At 71.7% G+C, this 21333-nt stretch carries 17 protein-coding genes and 1 pseudogene; 8 read left to right on the top strand and 10 right to left on the bottom strand.

The genetic code is table 11. From position 1 onward, the window contains the following. Positions 1–23: 23 nt before the first annotated feature. From ORI94_RS16070 to ORI94_RS16060, 3 genes are read right to left on the bottom strand one after another with little or no spacing between them, the layout of a single operon-like run. On the bottom strand, positions 24–2123 hold the full coding sequence (locus ORI94_RS16070) for a xanthine dehydrogenase family protein molybdopterin-binding subunit (protein WP_266075839.1): 2100 nt from the start codon (positions 2121–2123) through the stop codon (positions 24–26). A gap of 24 nt (positions 2124–2147) precedes the next feature. Next, the gene (locus ORI94_RS16065; RefSeq protein WP_266075837.1) at positions 2148–3143 is read right to left on the bottom strand and encodes an FAD binding domain-containing protein; all 996 of its coding nucleotides are present in this window, start codon (positions 3141–3143) and stop codon (positions 2148–2150) included. After that, positions 3140–3712, bottom strand: coding sequence for a 2Fe-2S iron-sulfur cluster-binding protein (locus ORI94_RS16060; RefSeq protein WP_266075835.1), 573 nt, complete (start codon positions 3710–3712; stop codon positions 3140–3142). The genes ORI94_RS16065 and ORI94_RS16060 overlap by 4 nt, the downstream gene beginning before the upstream one ends. A gap of 167 nt (positions 3713–3879) precedes the next feature. On the opposite strand from ORI94_RS16060, the gene ORI94_RS16055 reads away from it, so the two are divergent. The 3 genes from ORI94_RS16055 to ORI94_RS16045 all read left to right on the top strand — a co-directional run bounded on the left by ORI94_RS16055 (position 3880) and on the right by ORI94_RS16045 (position 7093). Further along, the gene (locus tag ORI94_RS16055; protein WP_266075833.1) at positions 3880–4632 is read left to right on the top strand and encodes an IclR family transcriptional regulator; all 753 of its coding nucleotides are present in this window, start codon (positions 3880–3882) and stop codon (positions 4630–4632) included. A 98-nt stretch (positions 4633–4730) separates the two neighbouring features. Further along, positions 4731–5984: a PP2C family protein-serine/threonine phosphatase gene (locus ORI94_RS16050; protein ID WP_266075831.1), complete on the top strand. Its 1254-nt coding sequence runs from the start codon at positions 4731–4733 to the stop codon at positions 5982–5984. A gap of 338 nt (positions 5985–6322) precedes the next feature. Beyond that, a complete protein-coding gene (locus tag ORI94_RS16045; protein ID WP_266075829.1) occupies positions 6323–7093 on the top strand; it encodes a YqjF family protein in 771 nt (256 codons plus the stop codon). 32 nt (positions 7094–7125) lie between these two features. Here ORI94_RS16045 and ORI94_RS16040 read toward each other — a convergent pair whose 3' ends face one another. Beyond that, the gene (locus ORI94_RS16040; protein ID WP_266075827.1) at positions 7126–7326 is read right to left on the bottom strand and encodes a type II toxin-antitoxin system VapB family antitoxin; all 201 of its coding nucleotides are present in this window, start codon (positions 7324–7326) and stop codon (positions 7126–7128) included. A gap of 167 nt (positions 7327–7493) precedes the next feature. On the opposite strand from ORI94_RS16040, the gene ORI94_RS16035 reads away from it, so the two are divergent. After that, on the top strand, positions 7494–8156 hold the full coding sequence (locus ORI94_RS16035; protein WP_266075825.1) for a CBS domain-containing protein: 663 nt from the start codon (positions 7494–7496) through the stop codon (positions 8154–8156). Between the two features lie 102 nt (positions 8157–8258). On the opposite strand, the gene ORI94_RS16030 is transcribed toward ORI94_RS16035, so the two are convergent. From ORI94_RS16030 to ORI94_RS16015, 4 genes are read right to left on the bottom strand one after another with little or no spacing between them, the layout of a single operon-like run. Then, positions 8259–9635, bottom strand: coding sequence for a GH1 family beta-glucosidase (locus tag ORI94_RS16030; RefSeq protein ID WP_266076008.1), 1377 nt, complete (start codon positions 9633–9635; stop codon positions 8259–8261). 32 nt (positions 9636–9667) lie between these two features. Further along, a complete protein-coding gene (locus tag ORI94_RS16025; protein WP_266075823.1) occupies positions 9668–10510 on the bottom strand; it encodes a carbohydrate ABC transporter permease in 843 nt (280 codons plus the stop codon). A 5-nt stretch (positions 10511–10515) separates the two neighbouring features. Continuing rightward, the gene (locus ORI94_RS16020) at positions 10516–11466 is read right to left on the bottom strand and encodes a carbohydrate ABC transporter permease (protein WP_266075821.1); all 951 of its coding nucleotides are present in this window, start codon (positions 11464–11466) and stop codon (positions 10516–10518) included. Between the two features lie 11 nt (positions 11467–11477). Further along, the gene (locus tag ORI94_RS16015) at positions 11478–12737 is read right to left on the bottom strand and encodes an ABC transporter substrate-binding protein (protein ID WP_266075819.1); all 1260 of its coding nucleotides are present in this window, start codon (positions 12735–12737) and stop codon (positions 11478–11480) included. 329 nt (positions 12738–13066) lie between these two features. Here ORI94_RS16015 and yicI point away from each other — a divergent pair, with 329 nt between their 5' ends. Then, positions 13067–15340 (top strand): alpha-xylosidase, encoded by a 2274-nt coding sequence (gene yicI / locus ORI94_RS16010; protein WP_266075817.1) that lies wholly within the window; start codon positions 13067–13069, stop codon positions 15338–15340. 293 nt (positions 15341–15633) lie between these two features. On the opposite strand, the pseudogene ORI94_RS16005 reads toward yicI, so the two are convergent. Further along, positions 15634–16416, bottom strand: a pseudogene (locus ORI94_RS16005) (SAM-dependent methyltransferase); the annotation flags it as partial. Positions 16417–16514: 98 nt separating this feature from the next. Continuing rightward, positions 16515–17522 (bottom strand): LacI family DNA-binding transcriptional regulator, encoded by a 1008-nt coding sequence (locus ORI94_RS16000; protein WP_266076006.1) that lies wholly within the window; start codon positions 17520–17522, stop codon positions 16515–16517. Between the two features lie 414 nt (positions 17523–17936). Between ORI94_RS16000 and ORI94_RS15995 the strand changes: the two genes are divergently transcribed. The 3 genes from ORI94_RS15995 (at position 17937) to ORI94_RS15985 (ending at position 21295) form a co-directional block, all read left to right on the top strand. Beyond that, positions 17937–18863, top strand: a complete 927-nt coding sequence (locus ORI94_RS15995; protein ID WP_266075815.1) for a carbohydrate ABC transporter permease — start codon at positions 17937–17939, stop codon at positions 18861–18863. 7 nt (positions 18864–18870) lie between these two features. Continuing rightward, positions 18871–19821, top strand: a complete 951-nt coding sequence (locus ORI94_RS15990; protein ID WP_266075813.1) for a carbohydrate ABC transporter permease — start codon at positions 18871–18873, stop codon at positions 19819–19821. Positions 19822–19951: 130 nt separating this feature from the next. Continuing rightward, entirely contained in the window at positions 19952–21295 is a 1344-nt protein-coding gene (locus ORI94_RS15985; protein ID WP_266075811.1) for an ABC transporter substrate-binding protein, read from the top strand. Positions 21296–21333 lie beyond the last annotated feature (38 nt).

Genomic DNA, 21333 nt, shown 5'->3' with positions numbered 1-21333 from the left:
TGCGGGGCGTGCGGCAGGGCCGTTCAGCCCGCCAGTGCGGTCAGCACCTTGTCCGGCGTCAGCGGGAGGTCACGGAAACGGATGCCGGTGGCGTGGTGCACGGCGTTGCCGATGGCCGCCGCCGTGCCGACGATGCCGATCTCGCCGATCCCCTTGCTCCCCATGGGGTTGAGGTGGGCGTCCTCCTCGTCGATCCAGTGCGCCTCGACTCGGGGCACGTCGGCGTGCACGGGCACGTGGTAGGCCGCCAGGTCCGATTCGCTGAAGTCGCCGAAGGCGGTGTCCATCACGCTGCCCTCGGTCAGCGCCATGCCCAGGCCCATGATCATGCCGCCGACGAACTGGGACCGCGCGGTGCGGGCGTTGAGGATCCGCCCCGCCGCATAGACACTCAGCAGCCGGCGCACCCGGACCTCGCCGGTGACACGGTCCACGGCGGTCTCCGCGAAGTGCGCACCGAAGGCGTGGCGCGCGTAGGGGCTGTCGGCGTCGGCCTGTCCCGTGGTGTCCGCGTGGACGGTGATCCCCTCGTCGGGCAGCTGTCCCGTGCGGGCGGCGAGGGCGTCCGCCAGCCGGGTGCACGCCTCGTGGACGGACCAGCCCCAGGAGGCGGTCCCGGAGGAGCCGCCGGCCAGCGGTGCGGAGGGCAGGTCGCTGTTGCCGACCTCGGTGCGCACCCGGTCGAGGGGCACGCCGAGGGCGTCTGCCGCCACCTGGGCGAGCACCGTGCGGGCTCCCGTGCCGATGTCGGTGGCGTTGGTCCGTACGACGAACGTTCCGTCCGGCAGCGCGCGTGCCTCGGCGGTGGAGGGTGCCACGAGAACGGGGTAGGTGGCTGCCGCGACGCCCGTGCCGACGAGCAGGGGCCCTTCGGTGCGGGAGCGGGGCCGTGGGTCGCGCCCTGCCCAGTCGAACCGCCGCGCGCCCTCCCGCAGGCACTCCGTGAGGTGCCTGCTGCTGAACGGCTTGCCGCTGTCCGGTTCACGCTGCGGTTCGTTGGCGAGGCGCAGCTGTATCGGGTCCGTGCCCAGTTCACCCGCCAGCTCGTCCACCGCGGACTCCAGGGCGTACATCCCGGGCGCCTCGCCCGGGGCACGCATCCACGAGGGACTGGGCACGTCGAGCCGCACCAGCCGGTGGAGCGTGCGGCAATGGGGTACGGCGTACATCACGCGGGCGGGGACCGCCGCCTGCTCCACGAACTCCTTGATGCGGGAACTGTGGGTGAGGACCTCGTGGGTCAGGCTGGTCAACCGGCCGTCGGTCCCCGCGCCCAGACGGATCCGGTGCAGGGTCGGCGCCCGGTGGCCCACGACGGCGGGAAGCTGCCGGCGGGGCAGGGCGACGGTCACGGGCCCGGCCGTCCGGCGGGCGGCCATGACGGCGAGCACGACGTCGGGACGAGGGGTGCCCTTGGAGCCGAAGCCGCCTCCGACGTGGTCGGCGGTGACGGTGATCCGGTCCTCGGGGATGCCGAAGAGCGCGGCGAGTGTGGCGCGCACCGTGGTGGTCCCCTGGCTGGAGGTGTGGACGACGAGCCGGTCGCTCTCCCAGTGCGCCGTGCTCGTGTGGGGTTCCATGGGGTGGTTGTGCAGGGGCGGCACCCGGTAGGCGACGTCGACCCGGACGGGCGCGGAGGCGAAGGCCCCCTCGGGATCCCCCTGTTCCCGGCGGGCCGGGAAGCCGCCGTTGGCGGTGTCCGGCTCGTACGCGTCGGGGTGGTCCGCCCGCAGGGCCACGTCGTGCTCCTCCACGGCGTACTCGACACGGACCGCGTCCGCGGCCGCACGGGCCTCCTCCGGGGAGCGCGCCACGACGAGTGCGACGTACCAGCCCCGGTGCGGCACGCGGGGATCCCGCAGCACGGCCAGCGTAGGGTCGTCGGGTTCGGCGGTCCTGGGCGCGTCCTCGTGGGTGAGCACGGTCAGGACTCCGGGCAGGTCCAGGGCCGCCGACGTGTCGACGGCCGTCACCCGGCCGCGGGCGATCGTGGCGGTCACGGGCCAGGCGTGGGCGCGGCCCGGCAGCGGGTGTTCGGCGGCGTAGCGGGCGCTGCCGGTGACCTTCCGGTGTCCTTCCCGGCGCTCGGCCGGAGCACCCGTTGTGGGACCGGTGCCGGTCATGGTGGCCTCCTGTGACGTGCCGGTTCAGGTCCTGGCGGGCGCGGCGAGCCGGGTCAGGACGTCCAGGGCGAGACCGCGGGCGAGGCCCACCTTGTACCCGTTGTCCCGCAGGGGCCGGGCCGCCCGGAGTTCCAGGTCGATGCCGTGCGCGAGCGCGTCCGGGGTCGCCGGCCCGCCCAGCAGCGCGTCCTCGGCGCGGGTCGCCCGCCACGGCCGGTGGGCCAGCGCGCCGAAGGCGAGGCCCACGTGTGCGACGGTTTTGTCGTCCGACAGGTGCAGGACGGCGGCGACGGACGCCAGGGCGAAGGCGTACGAGGCCCGGTCGCGGGCCTTTCGGTAGGCCGAGGGCAGCAGGGCCGTGGCGGCGGGGAGCACCACACCGGTGAGGAGTTCACCGGGGCGGATCTCGGTGTCCCGCTCGGGATGGTCGCCGGGCAGCCGGTGGAACGCGGCGACCGGGACGCTCCGGGCGCCCTCGGAGCCGTACAGCTCGACGCGCGCGTCCAGGGCGGCGAGCGCGACGGCCATGTCCGAGGGATGGGTGGCGATGCAGTGGTCGGAGTGCCCGAGGACCGCGTGGTCGCGGTGTGTGCCGTCGAGGGCGCCGCAGCCGCTGCCCGGTGCCCGCTTGTTGCAGGGTTTGGACACGTCCTGGAAGAAGGGGCAGCGGGTCCGCTGCAGCAGGTTGCCGCCGGTGGTGGCGGCGTTGCGCAGCTGGCCGGAAGCACCCGCGAGGAGCGCCTGGGACAGCGCGGGATACCGGTTGCGGACCAGGGGGTGGGCCGCGAGGTCACTGTTGCGGACGGTCGCGCCGACGCGCAGGGAACCGTCCGTCAGCTCCTCGACGGTGTCCAGCGGCAGGCGGCTCACCTCGACGAGGAGGTCGGGCCGCTCCACACCCAGTTTCATCAGGTCGACGAGGTTGGTGCCGCCGCCCAGGCAGCGGGCGCCCGGGTGCGCGGCGAGAGCTCGGGCTGCCTCCTCCACGGTCGTGGCCCGCAGGTATCCGAAGGGTTTCACGGGACCACGTCCCGCACGGCCTCGACGATGCGTGGATAGGCACCGCAGCGGCACAGGTTGCCGCTGAGCCGCTCGCGGATCTCGGCGGCGTCCAGCACGGCCGGCTGCTTTGGCGGTGCGGCGGGGTCGGTGGCGTGGGAGGGATGGCCGGCCGCGGCCTCGGCGAGGACACCGACGGCCGAGCAGATCTGTCCGGGCGTGCAGTACCCGCACTGGAAGGCGTCCCGGTCGAGGAAGGCCCGTTGCAGGGGGTGCAACCGGTCCCCCTCGGTGAGTCCTTCCACCGTCAGCACGTCGCGGCCGTCCAGCGCGACGGCCAGTTGCAGACAGCTGTTGACACGGCGGCCGTCGACCAGCACCGTGCAGGCGCCGCACTGGCCGTGGTCGCAGCCCTTCTTGGCCCCGACGAGGTCCAGGTCCTCCCGCAGAAGGTCCAGCAGGGTCCGCCGGTGGTCGATCAGGAGGGTGTGCGGCCTTCCGTTGACGTCGAGTGTCACTTCGGAGCGGTACGCGGCCGACGGGGCACTGTCCGTGCCGTCGGCGTCGTGGTCCTGCCGGGAGCTGTCCATGGCGTCGAAGTACCTTCCGGACGGCCGTGGTGCGGTGGTGGTGACCGGTGATGCCGTCCCCACCGCGTATCCATGTCGTGGCACCCCACACGTGCCGTTTTCCCCTGGGGGAGGGAAGGCCGTCCGGTCACCTTGCCCGCGGTGCGGGCCCGGCGCACGCTGGTGCCATGAGCGCGGGCCCCACACTCATCACCTCCGTGCAGCGCGCCTTTCGTCTGCTGGAGGCGGTGAGCGCACACGAGAACGGCGCGCCGGCGAAGCAACTGGCGCGGGAGGCGGGGCTTCCCCTGGCCACCGCCTATCACCTGCTGCGCACACTGGTCCACGACGGGTACCTGCGCAAGCTGGACGACGGTGGCTTCGTCCTCGGCGAGCAGCTGCACACGCTGCACACCGCCGGCAGCGGTCAGGCCCTGCTCAGCCGCGTCCGGCCGACACTCGCCGCCCTGCGGGACGAACTCTCGACCGCCGCGTACCTCACCTTCTACGAGGACGGCGAGATCCGGGTCGCCGAGATCGCCGACGGTCCCCGCGCTCCCCGGGTGGATCTCTGGGTCGGCTTCGAGGACGCCGGGCACGCCACCGCGCTGGGCAAGTCCGTCCTGCGGGAGCTGGACGACGCGGCCCGCCGTGAGTACCTCTCCCGGCACCCCCTGAACGATCTCACGCCCCGCACGGTCACCACAGCGCCGGAACTGCTCCGCCGGCTCGACTCCAGCCCGGCGGCTCCCGTCGTCACGGACCTGGAGGAGTACGCACTGGGCACGGTCTGCGCCGCGGTCCCCGTCTACAGCGGGGAGACCCTCGGCTCGCTCGGTGTGTCCCTGCGGGTGGACCGGCTCTCCCGGCTCGAGGGGATCCGGGCGCGGCTCATCGCCACCGCCGACCGCATCACCCGGAACCTCTCTCTCACTATCTGAAAATCATTCCCTTGCGGTGCCCGACACGCATCGATTTTCCTGAACGGGCAAGACGTCCAGGAACGCGCGCCGTGCGCAGTGAGGATCGCGGACGACACATGAGTCACGCCCGACAGCATCGTGGCGACCGCCGGACCCGGGTGCTCGCGCACTGGGCCGTCGGTACGCCCGTACTGCCCTTACTGCTGGTCTGTGTCATCACGGTCATCGACCTGGTGGGGGGTACCGGCCTGATCTGGCTGCCCCTGCTCGCCGCCGGGCCGGCGCTGGCGGCCGCCACCTGCGGATGGCGCGGAGTCGCCGGGGTAGGTCTGCTCGCCACGCTGCTGAGCCTCGTGCTCGGGGTCATGGACGGGGCGACCGGCGGAAACCTGGTCGCCGTGCCGGCCGTACTGGCGAGCGTCACCCTGGCCAGCAGCCTGGCCGGGGCGGTGCGCGCACGCCGCGAGCGCGTCCTCGCGGCCGTCCGCTCCGTCGCCGAGACCGCGCAGCACGCCCTTCTCCGACCGCCGCCGGCCACCGTCGGCCCCTTCCAGGTGGCCGTCCACTACAGTGCCGCCGCTGCGGAGGCCCGGATCGGCGGAGACCTCTACGCCCTGCTTCCCACCCCCTACGGGGTGCGGCTGATCGTCGGCGACGTCCGAGGCAAGGGTCTGCCGGCCGTGGGGACCGCGGCTCTCGTCCTCGGCGTCTTCCGCGAGGCGGCCTGCGACGAGCCCGATCTGCTGGACGTCGTCGGCAGGATCGAGCGGAGTCTGGCCCGCAACCTCGGCAACGACGACTTCGTCACCGCCGTGGTCGCCGGATGCCCGGAGCCCGGACGCCTGGAACTGGTGAACTGCGGGCACGCGCCTCCGCTGCTGGTCCGGGGAGCCGGCGTGACGGCGGTGGAGCCCGCGCAGCCGGCGCCCCCGCTGGGGCTGCGCGCCCTGGCCGGTGAGGCCCCCGGCCTCCAGGTGCTGTCCTTCGGCGACGGGGACCAGCTGCTGCTCTACACCGACGGGGTCACCGAGGCCCGCGACGCCGACCGCGCGTTCTACCCGCTCGCCGAAGGGTTTGCCCGGCATCTGTACGACGATCCGGCGCGCACCGTCGCGGCTCTGCACGAGGAACTGCTGGCGCATGTGGGCGGCAGGCTGCACGACGACGCGGCGCTCCTCCTGCTGCGCAAGCCCGCCGCCCCCGAGCCCGCCGCCCCCGACTCCCCCGTGTGCGGGACGGCAGCCACCGGGACGGCGGAGCCAGGTCCGGCCGTCATCGGGCCCTGCGCCCCGGCTCCGGCGGCTGCCCCGGCAGGAGGCCTCGGCGGCGGCGCGCTCGACGGCGCCCGCGAACGGAGGAGCACCGCCTGACAGCCGGACGGCGCACCCCGCCCGCCCCGAGGTATCGCACCACGTGCCCGCGCCGCCCCGTCCGGCCCCGTCCAGGAATCCGGCCGGACAGAGCCGGACCGTGCGCGCCGGCTGCGCGTCGCCCGTGCGACCTCGGCCGATCCGGCCACCCCCGCGCGGAGGTCGGGGAACAGGCGGGCAAGGCCCGTGGCCGACGAGGTGTTCCGGCTGCGCCGGGCGGGGCCGGCACCGGTGAACCGCCGGCACTCGCGAGTCGGTCGTCCGTCCTGAGTCACCCGTCACCCGGAGTGGCAGCCCCTGGCACCGTGCTCTTCCGGGGTTTTTGGGATACTGCTGTGATGTCGCCGACCCCGCCCCCGGTGCCTCCGGAACCCATAACCGCCGACCCTCCGCAAGCGATCGCTCGTCCGCTGCTCACCCAGTCGTGGCTGGATCTGACCTTCCTCCACTGGGCCGCGGACCCGGCCGACGTGGCGCCTCTGCTGCCGCCCGGCACCGTGCCCGACACCCTGGACGGCGTCACCTACGTGGGGCTGGTCGCCTTCCGGATGCACCGGGTCGGCTGGCTGCGCCTCCCCGGCATTCCGTACCTCGGATCCTTCCCGGAGACCAACGTCCGCCTCTACTCGGTGGACGAACACGGGCGCCGGGGCGTGGTGTTCCTCTCCCTGGACGCCTCCCGGCTGCTTCCCGTGACGGTTGCCCGGATCGGCTTCCGGATGCCCTACCTGTGGTCCCGTATGGCCGTCCGGCACAGCGGCGACACCGTCACGTACACCAGCTCGCGGCGCTGGCCCGGCCCTCGCGGTGCCCACAGCCGGGTCACCGTGCGAGTCGGTGAGCGGATCGGGGAACCCACCGAGCTGGAACACTTCCTGACGGCCCGCTGGGGTCTGCACGGCGCCTTCTTCGGCCGGTCGATGTACCTGCCCAACACCCATCCGCGCTGGTCCCTGCACCGCGCCGAGGTGGTCGAGTGCGAGGAGGACCTGGTGACGGCGGCGGGCCTGCCGAAGCCGGCGGGCGGTCCCGTGAGCGTCCTCTACTCGCCGGGCGTCCCCGCCCGCTTCGGCCGCCCCGCCCGCCCGGGGGGCATCCGGACCCCGTGACGGCCCGGGCCCCGTGGGCCCCGCCCGCGCGCTCAGCCCTGCGGTTCCTGCGGCCGGAGGTCCACCTCACGCAGGTGCTGGTCCTTGCGTTCGGTGCGGGTCTCCGTGCGGTGGCCGCGGGCGATGTAGTCCCGCACCACGACCTCGACGGCGTCCTGGGGCGACCCGACTCCGGCCAGCACCATGACTTCCACGACCAGCTCGGCGTCGAGCGTGACGGTGACCTTGGCCATGAGTTCCCCCTGCCGATACCCTCCGGGCTCCGCGTCGGCCCGGATCACCGCACTGTACAGGGGCCGGTTCGATACTCCCGACCGGCGATGATGTCGGTGACGGCCGCGTGCGCACAGCGGTCGTCCGTCCGTCGGACCTGTGCCAGGAGCAGAGAGGAACCGCCACCATGAGCCACCAGAAGGTGCGCGATGTGATGAGTGACGCCGTCGTCCGTATCCAGGGCGGAACGCCGTTCAAGGAGATCGCGCACCTGCTGCTCGAGTACGACATCACCGCCGTCCCCGTGGTCGACGCCGAGGACCGTCCGGTGGGTGTGGTGTCGGAGGCGGATCTGCTGCACAAGATGTGGGGCCGTCAGGAGGGCGACGCCGGTGGGTCCGGTGGGGCGCCCCGGCCGGAGAAGGCGTGGGCCACCGACGCCACCGGACTGATGACGTCACCCGCTCTGTGTGCCGCCGAGGACTGGAGCGTGGTGGACGCCGCCCGGGTGATGGCGCTGCACGGGATCAAGCGGCTGCTGGTGGTCGATGCGGCGGGCCGGCTGAGGGGTGTGGTGAGCAGGAGCGACCTGCTGCGCGTCTTCGTGCGCGAGGACCGGGCGATCCGTACGGAGATCGTCGAGGACGTGCTGGTGCGGGCGCTCGGCGAGGCTCCCTCGGCGGTCGAGGTGAATGTGACGCACGGTCACGTCAGGCTCATCGGGCAGCTGTCGTCCCAGGCCATGGCCGAGGAGCTCGAGGAGCTGTGCCGCAATGTCGACGGCGTCGTCGACGTGGAGTTCCGTACGGTGCCCGAGGCCGGCGCCGACGGCCCGGCGCAGGCGGTCTGAGCACCGGAGGGCCGGGCACGGGCGGACCGGCCGCGGCGCCGGGAGCCCGGGGAGGGGCCGTCACCTGACGGGACGGCCCCTGTGCCCGTCGTGCGGGGCGGTTCAGGGGTGCTGTGCGGCGATCATCCGCCGGTACCAGTGATAGCTGTCCTTCGGGATGCGCCGCTGGGTGTCGTAGTCGACGCGGACGATGCCGAAGCGCTTGCCGTAGCCGTAGGCCCACTCGAAGTTGTCCAGCAGGGACCAGACGTAGTAGCCGCGTACGTCGACGCCCCGGTCGATGGCGGCGCGCAGGGCGGCGAGGTGGTCACGCAGATAGGCCACGCGGTCGTGGTCGTGGACGGCGCCGTCGGTGACCCGGTCGTCCTCGGCGGAGCCGTTCTCGGTGATGTGGACGGGCGGCAGGGCGGCCCCGTACTGCTCCTTGAGGTCCACCAGCAGGTCGGTGAGGGTGTGGGGCACCACCGGCCAGCCCATCGCGGTGTGGCGGACACCGGGTGTCGGTGCCTCCTCGTACCGGTTGTCGGTGGCCACGCGCCGGGCGGGGTCGCTCTCGCGGTACGGGGCGTCGGCGACGGTGATGGGACGGTAGTAGTTGATGCCGAGGAAGTCCAGCGGCTGCGAGATCAGGTCCAGGTCGCCGTCGCGGCGGAACTCCTGGCCGGTGATCAGCTCGCCCCAGGTGTCCTGTTCGGTGCCGGGGTAGCGGCCGGCCAGGAGGGGGTCGGTCCACGCCAGGTTGTGCAGGGTGTCGGCGCGGACGACGGCGGCCCGGTCGGCGGCGGAGTCGGTGGCGGGCAGATGGTGGTCGAGGTTGAGGGTGATGCCGGCCTCGCGCACACCGGCCGCCCTCAGTGCCTGTACGGCGAGTCCGTGGGCGACCAGCAGGTGGTGGGCGGCGGCCAGGGCGCCTCGGCCCTCACGGGCGCCGGGTGCGTGGCGGCCGACGGAGTAGCCGAGGAAGGCGCTGCACCACGGTTCGTTGAGGGTGATCCAGCGCGGTACGCGGTCGCCCAGCCGGTCGGCGACGGCGGCGGTGTACTCGGCGAACCGCTCGGCGGTGTCGCGCACGCGCCAGCCGCCCCGGTCCTCGAGGGCCTGTGGGAGGTCCCAGTGGTAGAGGGTGGCGGCGGGTTCGATGCCGGCGGCCAGGAGTTCGTCGACCAGCCGCTCGTAGAAATCCAGGCCCTTGGGGTTCACCGGTCCACTGCCGTCGGGCACGACGCGCGGCCAGGCGACGGAGAAGCGGTAGGAGCCGACGCCGAGGTCGCGCAGCAGGGCGACGTCCTCGGGGTAACGGTGGTAGTGGTCGCAGGCGGTGTCCCCGGTGTCGCCGCCCTCCACCAGGCCGGGGGTGTGGCTGTAGGTGTCCCAGATCGACGGGCCGCGGCCGTCCTCCCGGACCGCCCCCTCTATCTGGTAGGACGCGGTCGCGGCCCCGAGGACGAATCCGGGCGGGAAGCTCGGGAAGTCGGACATGTGCTGGGGGCTCTCCTCGGTTCGTGCGGTGGTCACTTGACGGAGCCTCCGGTGATGCCGGCGGCGATGTACTTCTGGGCGAGGACGAGCAGGATCGCCGCGGGCACGGCGGAGAGCACGGACGCGGCCATCACCGAGCCCCAGTCGCCGACGTGGGCGCCGATGTACTGATAGATGCCCAGGGTGATCGGTTTGACGTCGTCGGTGGTGTTCAGGGTGAGCGCGAACATGAAGTCGCTCCACGAGAACAGGAAGGCGAACAGGCCGGAGGTGATCAGGGCGTTGCGGCTCATCGGCAGCACCACGCGGACGAAGGTGCGCACCGGTCCGGCGCCGTCGATCTGCGCGGCCTCGACGACCTCGCCGGGGATGGACACCATGAAGGCGCGCATCAGCACGATGGAGAAGGGGATGCCGAGCGAGGCGTCGGCGAGCATGAGACCGAAGTAGGAGTTGACCAGGCCGAGGTCGACGTAGGAGCTGTAGAGCGCGTTGGCGATGACGATGCCCGGGACCATCTGGGTGATGAGGGTGCCGAACACGATGGTGCGGGTGCCGCGCAGCCCGAAGCGGGCCAGCCCGTAGGCGGCGGGGGCGGAGACGGCGAGGCAGATGGCGACGGCGCCGAGGGAGACGACCAGTGAGGTGAGCAGGTGTCCGCCCTGGTCACTGATGGCCTTCGAGAACCCGGACAGGTCCAGGCTGCCGGGAACCGGGTCGACCTGGAGCAGTCCGGACTCGGGCTGGAGTGCCGTGTTGAGCATCCAGTAGAGCGGGAAGAGCATGACGCCCAGGACGAGCAGGCCCGCCACGGTGGAGCCCAGGTGGCGTCCCCGTACGCGTGGTGCGGCGGGGGCGGGTGTGTGAGCGGCCATGTCGGTCACTTCCCGTCGGTGCGGTTGGCCCGCAGGTAGAACACGGCGAACGCCGCGGAGATGAGGATGAGGACGTTGCCGACGACCGCGCCTGCTCCGAAGTCGAGCTGGACGAAGGAGTTCTGGTAGGTGAGCGTGCCCAGGGTCTGGGTGGCGTCGGCGGGGCCGCCGTCGGTGAGGGCGAGGATGAGGTCGAGGATCTTCACCGTCGACATGAAGCCGAGGACGAGGACGACCGTGATCACCGGCTTGAGCATGGGCAGGGTGACGGAGCGGAAGGTGCGCCAGGCCGAGGCACCGTCCAGGGAGGCCGCCTCGTACAGCTCTCTCGGTATCTCCTGGAGGCCGCCGTACAGGATGACCATGTTGAACGGGATGCCGATCCAGATGTTGACCAGGACCACCGACAGCAGGGCCATGTCGGGGCTGGTCAGCCACGGGGTGTCGCTGCCGAGGCCGATGGCGCCCAGGAAGGTGTTGAGTACACCGGTGTCCTGGTCGAGGATGCGGCGCCAGACGACGCCGGACACCACCATGGGAACCAGCCAGGGCAGCAGGATCAGCGACCGCAGGACACCGTTCAGGGGGAACCTGCGGCTGAAGAAGACGGCGAGTGCGAGCCCGATGCAGAACTGGCCGAGCAGGGATCCGGCGGTGAAGACGAGGGTGTGCCACAGGGCCTTGCCGAAGAGGGCGTCCTGGAGGACGGCCGACCAGTTGTCGGTGCCGTTGAACGGCGCCTCCGAGGTGAAGAACGTCTTCGGCGTGTAGTGCTGGAAGCTCATCACGACGTTGCGGACGAGCGGGTAGCCGAAGAAGAGCAGCATGAAGAGGACGGCGGGGGCGACGAAGCCCCACTGGGCGAGCCGGCGCCGGCGGCGCAGCCGGGCCGGGTCCGGGGCGGCCTTCCCGGGCGCCTTCGCCGGGGCCGCGGCGGTGACGGTGGACGTGGTCATGGGCGCGTACCTCAGTTCCCGCTCGTGGCGCGCTGCTGGGCGCGCTTCAGGGCGGCCTCGCTGGACTGGCCGGTCAGGGCGGACTGGAAGGCGCTCTGCAGCGCGAGGGAGGCCGAGGACCAGCCGGCGCCGAGCTTGCCGGTGCGGGAGCGGGCCTCGGCGACCTGGTCGGCCAGTGCGTCGAGTTCGGGCACGCGCTCGCGCCAGACGGCGGCGGCCTTCTCGTTGGCCGGGACCATCCAGCTGTTCAGGGCGTAGGTGAGCTGTTCCTTCTCACCGGCGAGGCAGGCGACGATGCGGCCGGCCGTCCTCTCGCGGTCCTCGTCACCGGTTTTCGGCACGGTGAGCACCGCGCCGCCGAGCGGTCCCACCGAGGCGTCGCCGGCCTGCGGAACGGGGATCTGGGCGATGCCCCAGTCGAGGGACTCGTCGGTGTTGAGGGTCTCGACCTGCCACGGACCGTTGATCATCATGGCGGCGTTGCCGGCCATGAACTGGTCGTTGACGTCGGCCTGGGTCCAGTTGACGGTGGACCTGGACAGCGAACCGTCCTCGAGCAGCGCCTTCCAGTAGTCGAGTGCCTCGACGACCTGCGGGCTGTCCAGCTCGGTCTCGTCGCCTCCGTTGGACCACATGAACGGGGTGAACTGGAAGACGCCGTCCTCGGCGCCGCCCGCGCTGAGCGCCAGGCCGTAGCGCCTGCCCTCGGTGAGCTGCTCGGCCGTGTCGCGCAGCTCGTCCCAGGTGGTGGGCACCTCGAGGCCGGCCCGGTCCAGGATGTCCTTGTTGTAGAAGAGGGCCAGGGTGTTCACGGAGCGGGCCGCGCCGTAGTACGTGCCCCGGTAGGAGCCGAACTCGACGATGCCCTCGGGGATCTCGTCGGTTTCGAGGCCGAGGGTGCGCAGGTCGACGAGTCCGCCCGCCTCGGCGAAGGTCGGCATCTCGGAGGCGTCGAACTGCACGATGTCGGGCAGCGACTTCGACGAGGCCATGCGCAGCGCCTTCGTCATCACCTGCGCGGCGGGGACGCTCTGCTGCTCGATGCGGATGCCGAGCTGCTTGCCGCAGCGGGCCATCGCCTCGGCGTCCCAGCGGTGGTAGGTCTCGTCGGTCGAGGAGTTCATCACGGTGTACACGTCGCTGTCCCGTTGCTGTGCGCAGCCGGTGAGTGCCGCCCCGGTGACCAGGACGGCGACGGCGGCGAGGGACGTGACGGCTCTGCGCGGGCGGCGGGGCCCGCGCTGTGCGGCGACCGGGGGATGTGCTGTCACGGTGGGTGCCCTTGGGTGGGACCGGCTCGGCGTTCGCCGACCCGGCGGCTCGTGGGAGGAGAGGACAGAGAGGGGTTCCTGGGCGGCGAAGCAACTGGTGAAGCGCTTCGACGATTAGGTGGTCCCGCTCATGGGAAACTCGGCTCCGAGGTCGGGTGTAATTTGTTTTGCCTGATTACTAATACGTCAGCGGAAGCCGGTCGCGCTAGCCCCCCAGCAAGGCGATCCGTGTGCACCGGGGCGTGACAGGAACCCCCGAACCTGTCATAGTTCCTGGTCAAATACCGCTTCCCTCCCCGCCATCGCCCTCTCCCCCTCCGAGGAAGATCATGAAGTTCACCGACGGCTTCTGGCGCATCCGCGACGGCGTCCAGATCTCGTACGCCACCGAGGTGCGCGAGGTGCGCCCCGAATCGAAGCGCTTCACCACGTACGCCTCCATACGGAAGGTGGCGCGGAGGGGCGACACCCTGAACGCGCCGCTCGTCACGGTAGAGTGCTTCTCCCCCGCCGAGGGTGTCATCGGTGTCCGCGTCACGCATCACGCGGGCAAGCGGCGGCCGGGGCCCGACTTCGCCCTGGGCGGCGACGCCGACGGCGCCGGGACGGTACGCCAGGACGGTCCGGTCACCGAGCTGACCAGCGGTCCGCTGACGCTCCGCCTCGACGGGTCGGGCCCCTTCGCACTCGCCTTCCGGGACGCGGACGGGCGCGAGCTGACCCGTGCGGACGCCAGGAACACGGCCTTCGTCACCACCGGGCACGGGGAACGGCACCACATGCTGACCCGGCTGGCGCTGGGTGTCGGGGAGCAGGTCTACGGCCTCGGCGAGCGCTTCACCCCGTTCGTCAAGAACGGTCAGACGGTCGACGTGTGGCAGGCCGACGGCGGCACGAGCAGCGAGCAGTCCTACAAGAACATCCCGTTCTACCTGTCGTCCCGCGGTTACGGCGTCTTCGTCAACCATCCCGGTGCGGTGTCCTTCGAGGTCGGCTCGGAGTCGGTCGGCCAGGTGCAGTTCAGCGTCGAGGACCAGTCGCTGGAGTACTACGTCGTCGCCGGTCCCACCCCGAAGGACGTCCTCACCCGTTACACGGCCCTCACCGGCCGCCCCGCCCTGCCGCCCGCCTGGTCGTTCGGCCTGTGGCTCAGCACCTCGTTCACCACGTCGTACGACGAGGCGACGGTGACGTCGTTCGTGGACGGCATGGCCGAGCGCGGTATCCCTCTCACGGTGTTCCACTTCGACTGCTTCTGGATGCGCGAGTACCAGTGGTGCGACTTCCAGTGGGATCCCGACGTGTTCCCCGACCCGGACGGCATGCTGGCCCGGCTCAAGGAGAAGGGTCTGCGGATCAGTGCCTGGATCAACCCGTACATCGCCCAGAAGTCGCCGCTCTTCGACGAGGCCGCCGCCCTCGGACACCTGGTGCGCCGGGCCGACGGCGACGTGTGGCAGTGGGACCTGTGGCAGGCCGGCATGGGGCTGGTCGACTTCACCAGTCCCGAGGCGCGGGCCTGGTTCCAGTCGAAGCTGAAGCCCCTGCTCGACCAGGGAGTGGACTGTTTCAAGACGGACTTCGGCGAGCGCATCCCCACCGACGTTCTCTGGCACGACGGCTCGGATCCCGAGCGGATGCACAACTACTACACCCAGCTCTACAACCGGACGGTGTTCGAGCTTCTGGAGAAGGAGCGCGGGCAGGGTGAGGCCGTGCTCTTCGCACGGTCCGCGACCGCGGGCGGGCAGCAGTTCCCGGTGCACTGGGGCGGCGACTGCTGGTCGTCCTTCGAGGCGATGGCCGAGTCGCTGAGGGGCGGGCTGTCGCTGTCGCTGAGCGGGTTCGGTTTCTGGAGCCATGACATCGGCGGTTTCGAGGGCACGCCGGACCCCTCGGTGTTCAAGCGCTGGCTCGCCTTCGGCCTGCTGTCCTCGCACAGCCGGCTGCACGGTTCCACGTCGTACCGCGTGCCGTGGGAGTTCGGCGACGAGGCGGTGGACGTCGCCCGGCGGTTCACCCTGCTCAAGCACCGGCTGATGCCCTACCTGTACGGCGCCGCCGTCGAGGCGCACGACACCGGGGTGCCGATGATGCGGCCGATGGTGCTGGAGTTCTGGGACGACCCGTCGTGCCGTCAGCTGGACCGTCAGTACATGCTGGGCCCCGATCTGCTGGTCGCCCCCGTGTTCGACACGGACGGGGAGGTGGAGGTCTACCTGCCGAAGGGCACCTGGACCCACCTGCTGAGCGGCGAGAGGGTCACCGGCCCGTGCTGGCGCACCGAGCGGCACGGCTACGACAGCCTGCCGCTGTATGTCCGGGAGGGCGCCGTGCTGCCGCTGGCCGGGGACGACACGCGGCCCGACGGCGACTGGCTGGACGCGCCGGTGCTTCTCGTCCACCCTCCTGCCTCGCCCGGCTACGAGGCCGAGGTCACCGTGCCCGACACGACGGGTGCGCGGGCGGCGGGCTTCCGGGTGGTGCGGGACGGCGACGTGCTGCGGGTCACCGCGTCGGGCACCGAGCGGCCGTTCACGGTGCGGGTCGCGGGCGGGGCCCAGGCCCGGGGGGCGGGCGAGGTGACGGTACCGCTGGGGTGACCGGGCCGGGGTGACGGCCTGCGGGAAGGCTGCGGGCGGCCGCTGCCCGCCCGAGGGGGACCCCGGGCGGGCGGGACGGCCACGGCGGCCCCGCGCCGGAGTGACGTCCGGCCGGCCGCGTGGGGCGGCGAGCGCCGTGTGACCCGGCGGGCGGGTGCGGGGCAGGACGCCGGTCCTCGCCGCGTCCCGCGCCGGGGGGGCACGCGTTCAGTCCGCGTCCGGCCGCCCCCGTGTCCGCGGGCCGGACGCGGCACCGGACGGCGCCGGCGGGAAGGGCGCCGCGGAAGCCGGCGGAGCCGGGCGACGCCCGCGTGGGTACCGCTGTCCTCGGCTGCCGGGACCGGGGGCTTTCGGAACCACTCCGTGGCCGTGACCAGGCCCGGCGCCACCAGGTCCAGGCCGTCGAAGAAGCGGGCGACTTCGGAGCGGGTGCGAAAGCCGAGGCGGATGCCGGCCCGGGCGTACCCGGCGGTGGCCTGGGCGGCCGGTTCCGCGTGGCGGTCGGACGCCGCGTGCGACCGCGCCAGGCAGCTGCCCGGTGGGAGTGCGGAGAGCAGCTCTCCGACAACGGCGCGGGGTTCCTGGCCGTCGGGGACGAAGTGCAGGAGGGCGATCAGGGACAACGCGACGGGACGGCCGAGGTCGAGGACGGTCCGGGCGCGGTCGATGATCTCCCCGGGATTGCGCACATCGGCCTGGAAGTAGTCCGTGGCGCCCTCGGGACTGCTGATCAGCAGGGCCTTTGCGTGCCGCAGGACGATCGGGTCGTTGTCGGTGTGGACGACCTTCGCGGCCGGGGCGACGGCCTGCACGAGCTGGTGCGGGTTCGGCTCGGTGGGGATGCCGGTGCCGACGTCGAGGAACTGGTCGACGCCCTGTCCGGCGAGCCGGGCCGCGGCCCGGTGCATGAACCGGCGGTTCTGCCGGGCGGCGTCCCGAGACCGGGGTGGCGGCTTCTCGCCGACGGCCTCGTCCACGGGGTGGTTGTCCTTACCGCCGAGCAACCAGTCGTGGACCCGCGCGGGGTGCGCCTTGCTGGTGTCGATCTGCGGAGGGCTGGACCTGCCGGCCGGCACGACGAACTCCGTCCCGCGGTGGGTCACCACTGATGAGCAGCGGGTCTTGCACATCAACACGCGAGCAGACAGGGCGAGTGGAGCCAGAGCGGGCCGCATCACCCACTCGTCCACGCCTTCTCCGCCGGCGGCGGTGCCGTACTGGCGCGCGTCACCAGGCGGGTCGGGACGAGGGTGGTCCCCCGCTCGGGGCCGCCATGGCGCACCTTGCCCAGGACGGCCGCCACGCAGCGCCGTCCCACCTCGGCGAAGTCCTGGTGGACGGTGGTCAGCGGAGGCAGGAACGAGGACGCCTCGCGGATGTCGTCGAAGCCGATGACGCTGACGTCCCCGGGAACGCGCCGGCCGCGTTCGTGGAAGGCCCGCAGCAGGCCGAGGGCCATCTGGTCGTTGGCCGCGAAGACGGCGGTGCACTCGTCGCGGGCGGCGAGTGCGAGGCCCGCGCGGTAGCCGGACTCCGCGGACCAGTCGCCGCGGACCAGCTCCGGCGGGACGCGTCCCGCGTCGGTGAGGGCGGCGCGCCAGGCGTCGGTGCGGCGCTGGGCGGCGAAGGAGTCCTCGGGGCCGGCCAGGTGCCACACCGTGCGGTGACCGAGGTCGAGCAGGTGGCGCACCGCGGTACGGGTGCCGCCGGCCTGGTCGGTGTCGACGACCGTGTAGTGGTCACCGGCGTCGGAGTCGACGACCACGACCTGGACGTGCGGGGGCAGTTGGATCGTTGCCGCGTCCAGCAGATGGACCTCCATGATGACGATCACCGCGTCGACGGCGAGTTCCTCCAGCCGGGAGAACGCGCCGCGCACCTCGTCCTGGGTCGGTATCGCGACGGGCAACAGGGTCACCGCGTAGCCCTCGTGCGCGGCGGAGGTGGCGATCGCCTCCAGGGTGCGTACGTTTCCGGTCGTGGCCAGCGAGAAGGTGATGACGCCGATGGTGCGGAACTCGCCGCGTTTGAGCGCGCGGGCCGCACTGTTGGGCCGGTAGCCGAGCTCCTGCATCGCGGCGAGCACCTGCCGGCGGGTCGCCTCGTTCACTCCGGCGTAGCCGTTGGACACACGGGAGACCGTCTGGGACGAGACGCCGGCGAGGCGCGCCACGTCCGCCATGGAGGCCCGGGCGGGGCGGCTGCCGCCCCGCGGACGGGGACGCGGGGCGGCACCGTCGGCCGGGTCCGCGCCCGCGGGCTCCCCGCCCGCCCGGTCCACGTCGGCCGGATCCCCGCCGGCTGCGGTCGCCTGGGGAACGAGGGCCCGTCCCGGCGTGCTGTGCACCGTCTCCACTGGCTTTCCAGCCGCCTTCCCGTCGCCACCCGCCGCGTCAGGGTTTCCCGGAGGACCCTTGACCGTCGCCATCGAGGCAGTGTAGACATGCCGCCACCGAATGTTTACGTAAACATAACACTCCGCCGCATTTCTGCTGCGCTCGATGTTTACGCAACCATCGATTGCGGGGGCACGGCTCCCCGCCCGGGAGAGGGCGCCGTGGCCACCCGGCCCGAACGTGGATGAGCGAGGAACGACATGACGACGCTGCAACCGCCGGCGGCCGCCGAGCCGCGGCCGGCACCGCCTCCGGTGGGACGGGACCGCCGCTCCTGGACGGGGTGGGGGTTCATCGGCCCCTTCGTGGTCGTGTTCGCCCTGGTCTTCCTGGCACCGATCGTGTATTCGATCTACCTGAGCCTCTTCCGCGACCAGCTCATCGGCGGCACCAGCTTCGTCGGGTTCGACAACTACCAGCAGGCCCTGCAGGACGAACGGTTCTGGGCCGCGCTCGGCCGGGTCTCGCTCTTCCTGTGCGTCCAGGTGCCGATCATGCTCGGCATCGCCCTGCTGGTGGCCCTGGCGCTGGACAGCGGACGGCTCTACGGCAAGAGCTTCTTCCGCATCTCGATCTTCCTGCCGTACGCGGTGCCCGCCGTCGTCGCCACGCTGATGTGGGGCTTCATCTACGGCACCCGCTTCGGCCTGGTCGGCGACGTCAACGAGGCCTTCGGGCTGTCGCTGCCCAACCCGCTCTCCCCCGACCTGGTACTGGCGTCGATCGGCAACATCGTCACCTGGGAGTTCGTCGGCTACAACATGCTGATCTTCTACGCGGCGCTGCGGGTGATCCCGCACTCCCTCTACGAGGCGGCCGAGATCGACGGCGCCGGGCAGCTCCGCGTCATCACCGCCATCAAGCTGCCCGCGATCCGCGGCGCCCTGGTCATCGCGACGATCTTCTCCATCATCGGCAGCTTCCAGCTCTTCAACGAGCCCAGCGTCCTGCAGAAGCTGGCGCCCAACGCCATCACCACGGACTACACGCCGAACTACTACACGTACTCGCTGTCCTTCTCCGGCCAGCAGCACAACTACTCCGCGACGGTCGCCATCATCATGGGTCTGATCACCATGGTCATCGCCTATGTCGTCCAGCTGCGCGGCATGCGCAAGGGAGTGTGAAGCAGCGATGACCACTACCGTCTCCTCCGCCTCCGCGGGCCACACCGGCTCCGCGTCCGGTGCTTCCGGCGCCGTGCCCCGGCTGCGTACGCGCCGGCGCGGTTCCACGCCGGGGCGGCCCCGCCGCAGTGTGCTGCTGACCGTCCTCACCGGCCTGGTGCTGCTCTACAGCCTGGTACCGCTGGTGTGGCTGGTCATCAGTGCCACCAAGACCCAGGAGGGACTGTCCCGTTCGTTCGGCCTCTGGTTCGACAGCGACTTCGCCCTCTGGGACAACATCGCCGGGACGTTCACCTACGACGACGGCGTCTTCACCCGCTGGCTGCTGAACACCATGCTGTACGTGGGGCTCGGCGCGGGAGGCGCGACCCTCCTCGCCGTGCTCGGCGGTTACGCCCTGGCCAAGTTCGAGTTCCCCGGACGCCGGGCCGTCTTCGCCGTCGTCATCGGCGCCGTGGCCGTACCGGGTACGGCTCTGGCGGTACCGACCTTCCTGATGTTCAGCAATATGGGACTGACCAACACCCCGTGGGCGGTCGTCATCCCGTCGCTGATCTCGCCGTTCGGCCTGTATCTGATGTGGGTGTTCGCCAGTGAGGCCGTCCCGGACGAACTCCTCGAAGCGGCCCGGATCGACGGCGCGGGCGAGCTGCGCACCTTCGTCCTGGTGGTGCTTCCGCTGCTGGCGCCGGGCATCGTCACCGTCTCGCTGTTCACCATGGTCGCGACCTGGAACAACTACTTCCTGCCGCTGATCATGCTCAAGGACCCCGACTGGTACCCCCTCACCCTGGGCCTGCACAGCTGGAGCGCCCAGGCCGAGACGGCCGGCGGGCAGCCCGTCTTCCACCTGGTCGTCACCGGCTCACTGATCACCATCGTTCCGCTGATCGCCGCGTTCCTGCTGCTGCAGAAGTACTGGCAGTCGGGGCTCGCCGCCGGAAGCGTCAAGGAATAAGCGCCGGGCGCCGCCCTCTCTTCGGCACGCGTCCCTGCCTCCACCAGCCCCACCCCCCGCAAGCACCTCCCCCACGGCACACCACCCCAAGGCTTTGGAATCCAAGCCACGAAGAAGTGGAAGCACTCCCATGCACAAGCAATCCCGCCGCCTGCTGCGCGGCATCGGCACAGTCTGCGCCCTGGCCCTGGGCGTCACCGCCTGCGGCGGTTCCGGCGACGGGGACGCCGCTCCGAAAGCGGTCTCCGAGTCGGACGTCGAGGCGGCCCTGGAGAAGGGCGGTGCCGTCACCGTCTGGGCGTGGGAACCCACGCTCGAGCAGGTGGCCGCCGACTTCGAGAAGGAGCACCCCGGTGTCGAGGTGAACCTCGTCAACGCGGGCACCGGAAACGAGCAGTACAAGGCGTTGCAGAACGCCATCTCCGCGAAGAAGGGCGTCCCCGACGTCGCCCAGGTCGAGTACTACGCCATGGGCCAGTACGCGTTGACCGACGGACTCACCGATCTCAGCGGCTTCGGCGCCGACCAGCTCGCCGACCAGTACTCCCCCGGGCCGTGGAACGGCGTGAAGGCCGGCGGCGAGGGGATCTACGGCCTGCCGATGGACTCCGGCCCGATGGCGCTGTTCTACAACAAGAAGGTCTTCGACAAGCACGGGATCGAGGTGCCGGCCACGTGGGACGAGTACGTGGACGCGGCCCGCGCCCTGCGCAAGGCGGACCCGAAGGCGTACATCACCAACGACGCCGGCGACGCGGGCTTCACCACCAGCATGCTGTGGCAGGCCGGTTCGCGCCCCTACGAGGTGGACGGCACCGAGGTGAAGATCGGCTTCACCGACGAGGGGGCCAAGGACTTCACCGGCACCTGGCAGAAGCTGCTCGACGAGAAGCTGGTCGCCCCGGTCACCAGCTGGTCCGACGAGTGGTACAAGGGCCTCGGCGACGGCACCATCGCGACCCTGGCCATCGGGGCCTGGATGCCGGCCAACCTCGCCTCCGGCGTGAAGGAGGCCGCCGGTGACTGGCGTGTCGCCCCGCTGCCGCAGTGGACGGCGGGCGCCGACGCCAGCGCGGAGAACGGCGGCAGCGCCCTCACCCTGCCCGAGCTCGGCAAGAACGAGGCGCTCGCCTACGCGTTCGTGGAGTACGCCAACGCCGGCAAGGGTGTCGACACCCGCGTGAAGAGCGGCGCCTTCCCGGCGACCACGGCGCAGCTCGACTCCGAGAAGTTCCAGAAGACCGAGTTCCCGTACTTCGGCGGGCAGCAGGCCAACAAGGTGTTCGCCGAGTCGGCCGCGAACGTCGCCGACGACTGGGCGTACCTGCCGTACCAGGTGTACGCCAACTCGATCTTCAACGACACCGTCGGCAAGGCCTACGTCTCCGGCACCACGCTGGCGGACGGCCTGAAGGCCTGGCAGGACGCGTCGGTCGAGTACGGCAACAAGCAGGGCTTCACCGTAGCGAAGTAGCCCACCGGGGCGGCACGCACGCCGTGCCGCCCCGGTGC

The organism is Streptomyces sp. NEAU-W12 (genome assembly GCF_026242095.1).
Classification (GTDB): domain Bacteria; phylum Actinomycetota; class Actinomycetes; order Streptomycetales; family Streptomycetaceae; genus Streptomyces.
The sequence above is the reverse complement of the archived record's forward strand: the minus strand, read 5'-3'. Positions and strand labels throughout refer to the sequence as shown.

Bases quoted from the DNA above. Each gene is read 5' to 3' on its own strand.
- ORI94_RS16070 (WP_266075839.1), bottom strand. From the start codon at position 2,123: ATGACCGGCACCGGTCCCACAACGGGTGCTCCGGCCGAGCGCCGGGAA.
- ORI94_RS16060 (WP_266075835.1), bottom strand. From the start codon at position 3,712: ATGGACAGCTCCCGGCAGGACCACGACGCCGACGGCACGGACAGTGCC.
- ORI94_RS16055 (WP_266075833.1), top strand. From the start codon at position 3,880: ATGAGCGCGGGCCCCACACTCATCACCTCCGTGCAGCGCGCCTTTCGT.
- ORI94_RS16050 (WP_266075831.1), top strand. From the start codon at position 4,731: ATGAGTCACGCCCGACAGCATCGTGGCGACCGCCGGACCCGGGTGCTC.
- ORI94_RS16045 (WP_266075829.1), top strand. From the start codon at position 6,323: ATGTCGCCGACCCCGCCCCCGGTGCCTCCGGAACCCATAACCGCCGAC.
- ORI94_RS16040 (WP_266075827.1), bottom strand. From the start codon at position 7,326: ATGGCCAAGGTCACCGTCACGCTCGACGCCGAGCTGGTCGTGGAAGTC.
- ORI94_RS16035 (WP_266075825.1), top strand. From the start codon at position 7,494: ATGAGCCACCAGAAGGTGCGCGATGTGATGAGTGACGCCGTCGTCCGT.
- ORI94_RS16030 (WP_266076008.1), bottom strand. From the start codon at position 9,635: ATGTCCGACTTCCCGAGCTTCCCGCCCGGATTCGTCCTCGGGGCCGCG.
- ORI94_RS16025 (WP_266075823.1), bottom strand. From the start codon at position 10,510: ATGGCCGCTCACACACCCGCCCCCGCCGCACCACGCGTACGGGGACGC.
- ORI94_RS16020 (WP_266075821.1), bottom strand. From the start codon at position 11,466: ATGACCACGTCCACCGTCACCGCCGCGGCCCCGGCGAAGGCGCCCGGG.
- yicI (WP_266075817.1), top strand. From the start codon at position 13,067: ATGAAGTTCACCGACGGCTTCTGGCGCATCCGCGACGGCGTCCAGATC.
- ORI94_RS16000 (WP_266076006.1), bottom strand. From the start codon at position 17,522: ATGGCGGACGTGGCGCGCCTCGCCGGCGTCTCGTCCCAGACGGTCTCC.
- ORI94_RS15995 (WP_266075815.1), top strand. From the start codon at position 17,937: ATGACGACGCTGCAACCGCCGGCGGCCGCCGAGCCGCGGCCGGCACCG.
- ORI94_RS15990 (WP_266075813.1), top strand. From the start codon at position 18,871: ATGACCACTACCGTCTCCTCCGCCTCCGCGGGCCACACCGGCTCCGCG.
- ORI94_RS15985 (WP_266075811.1), top strand. From the start codon at position 19,952: ATGCACAAGCAATCCCGCCGCCTGCTGCGCGGCATCGGCACAGTCTGC.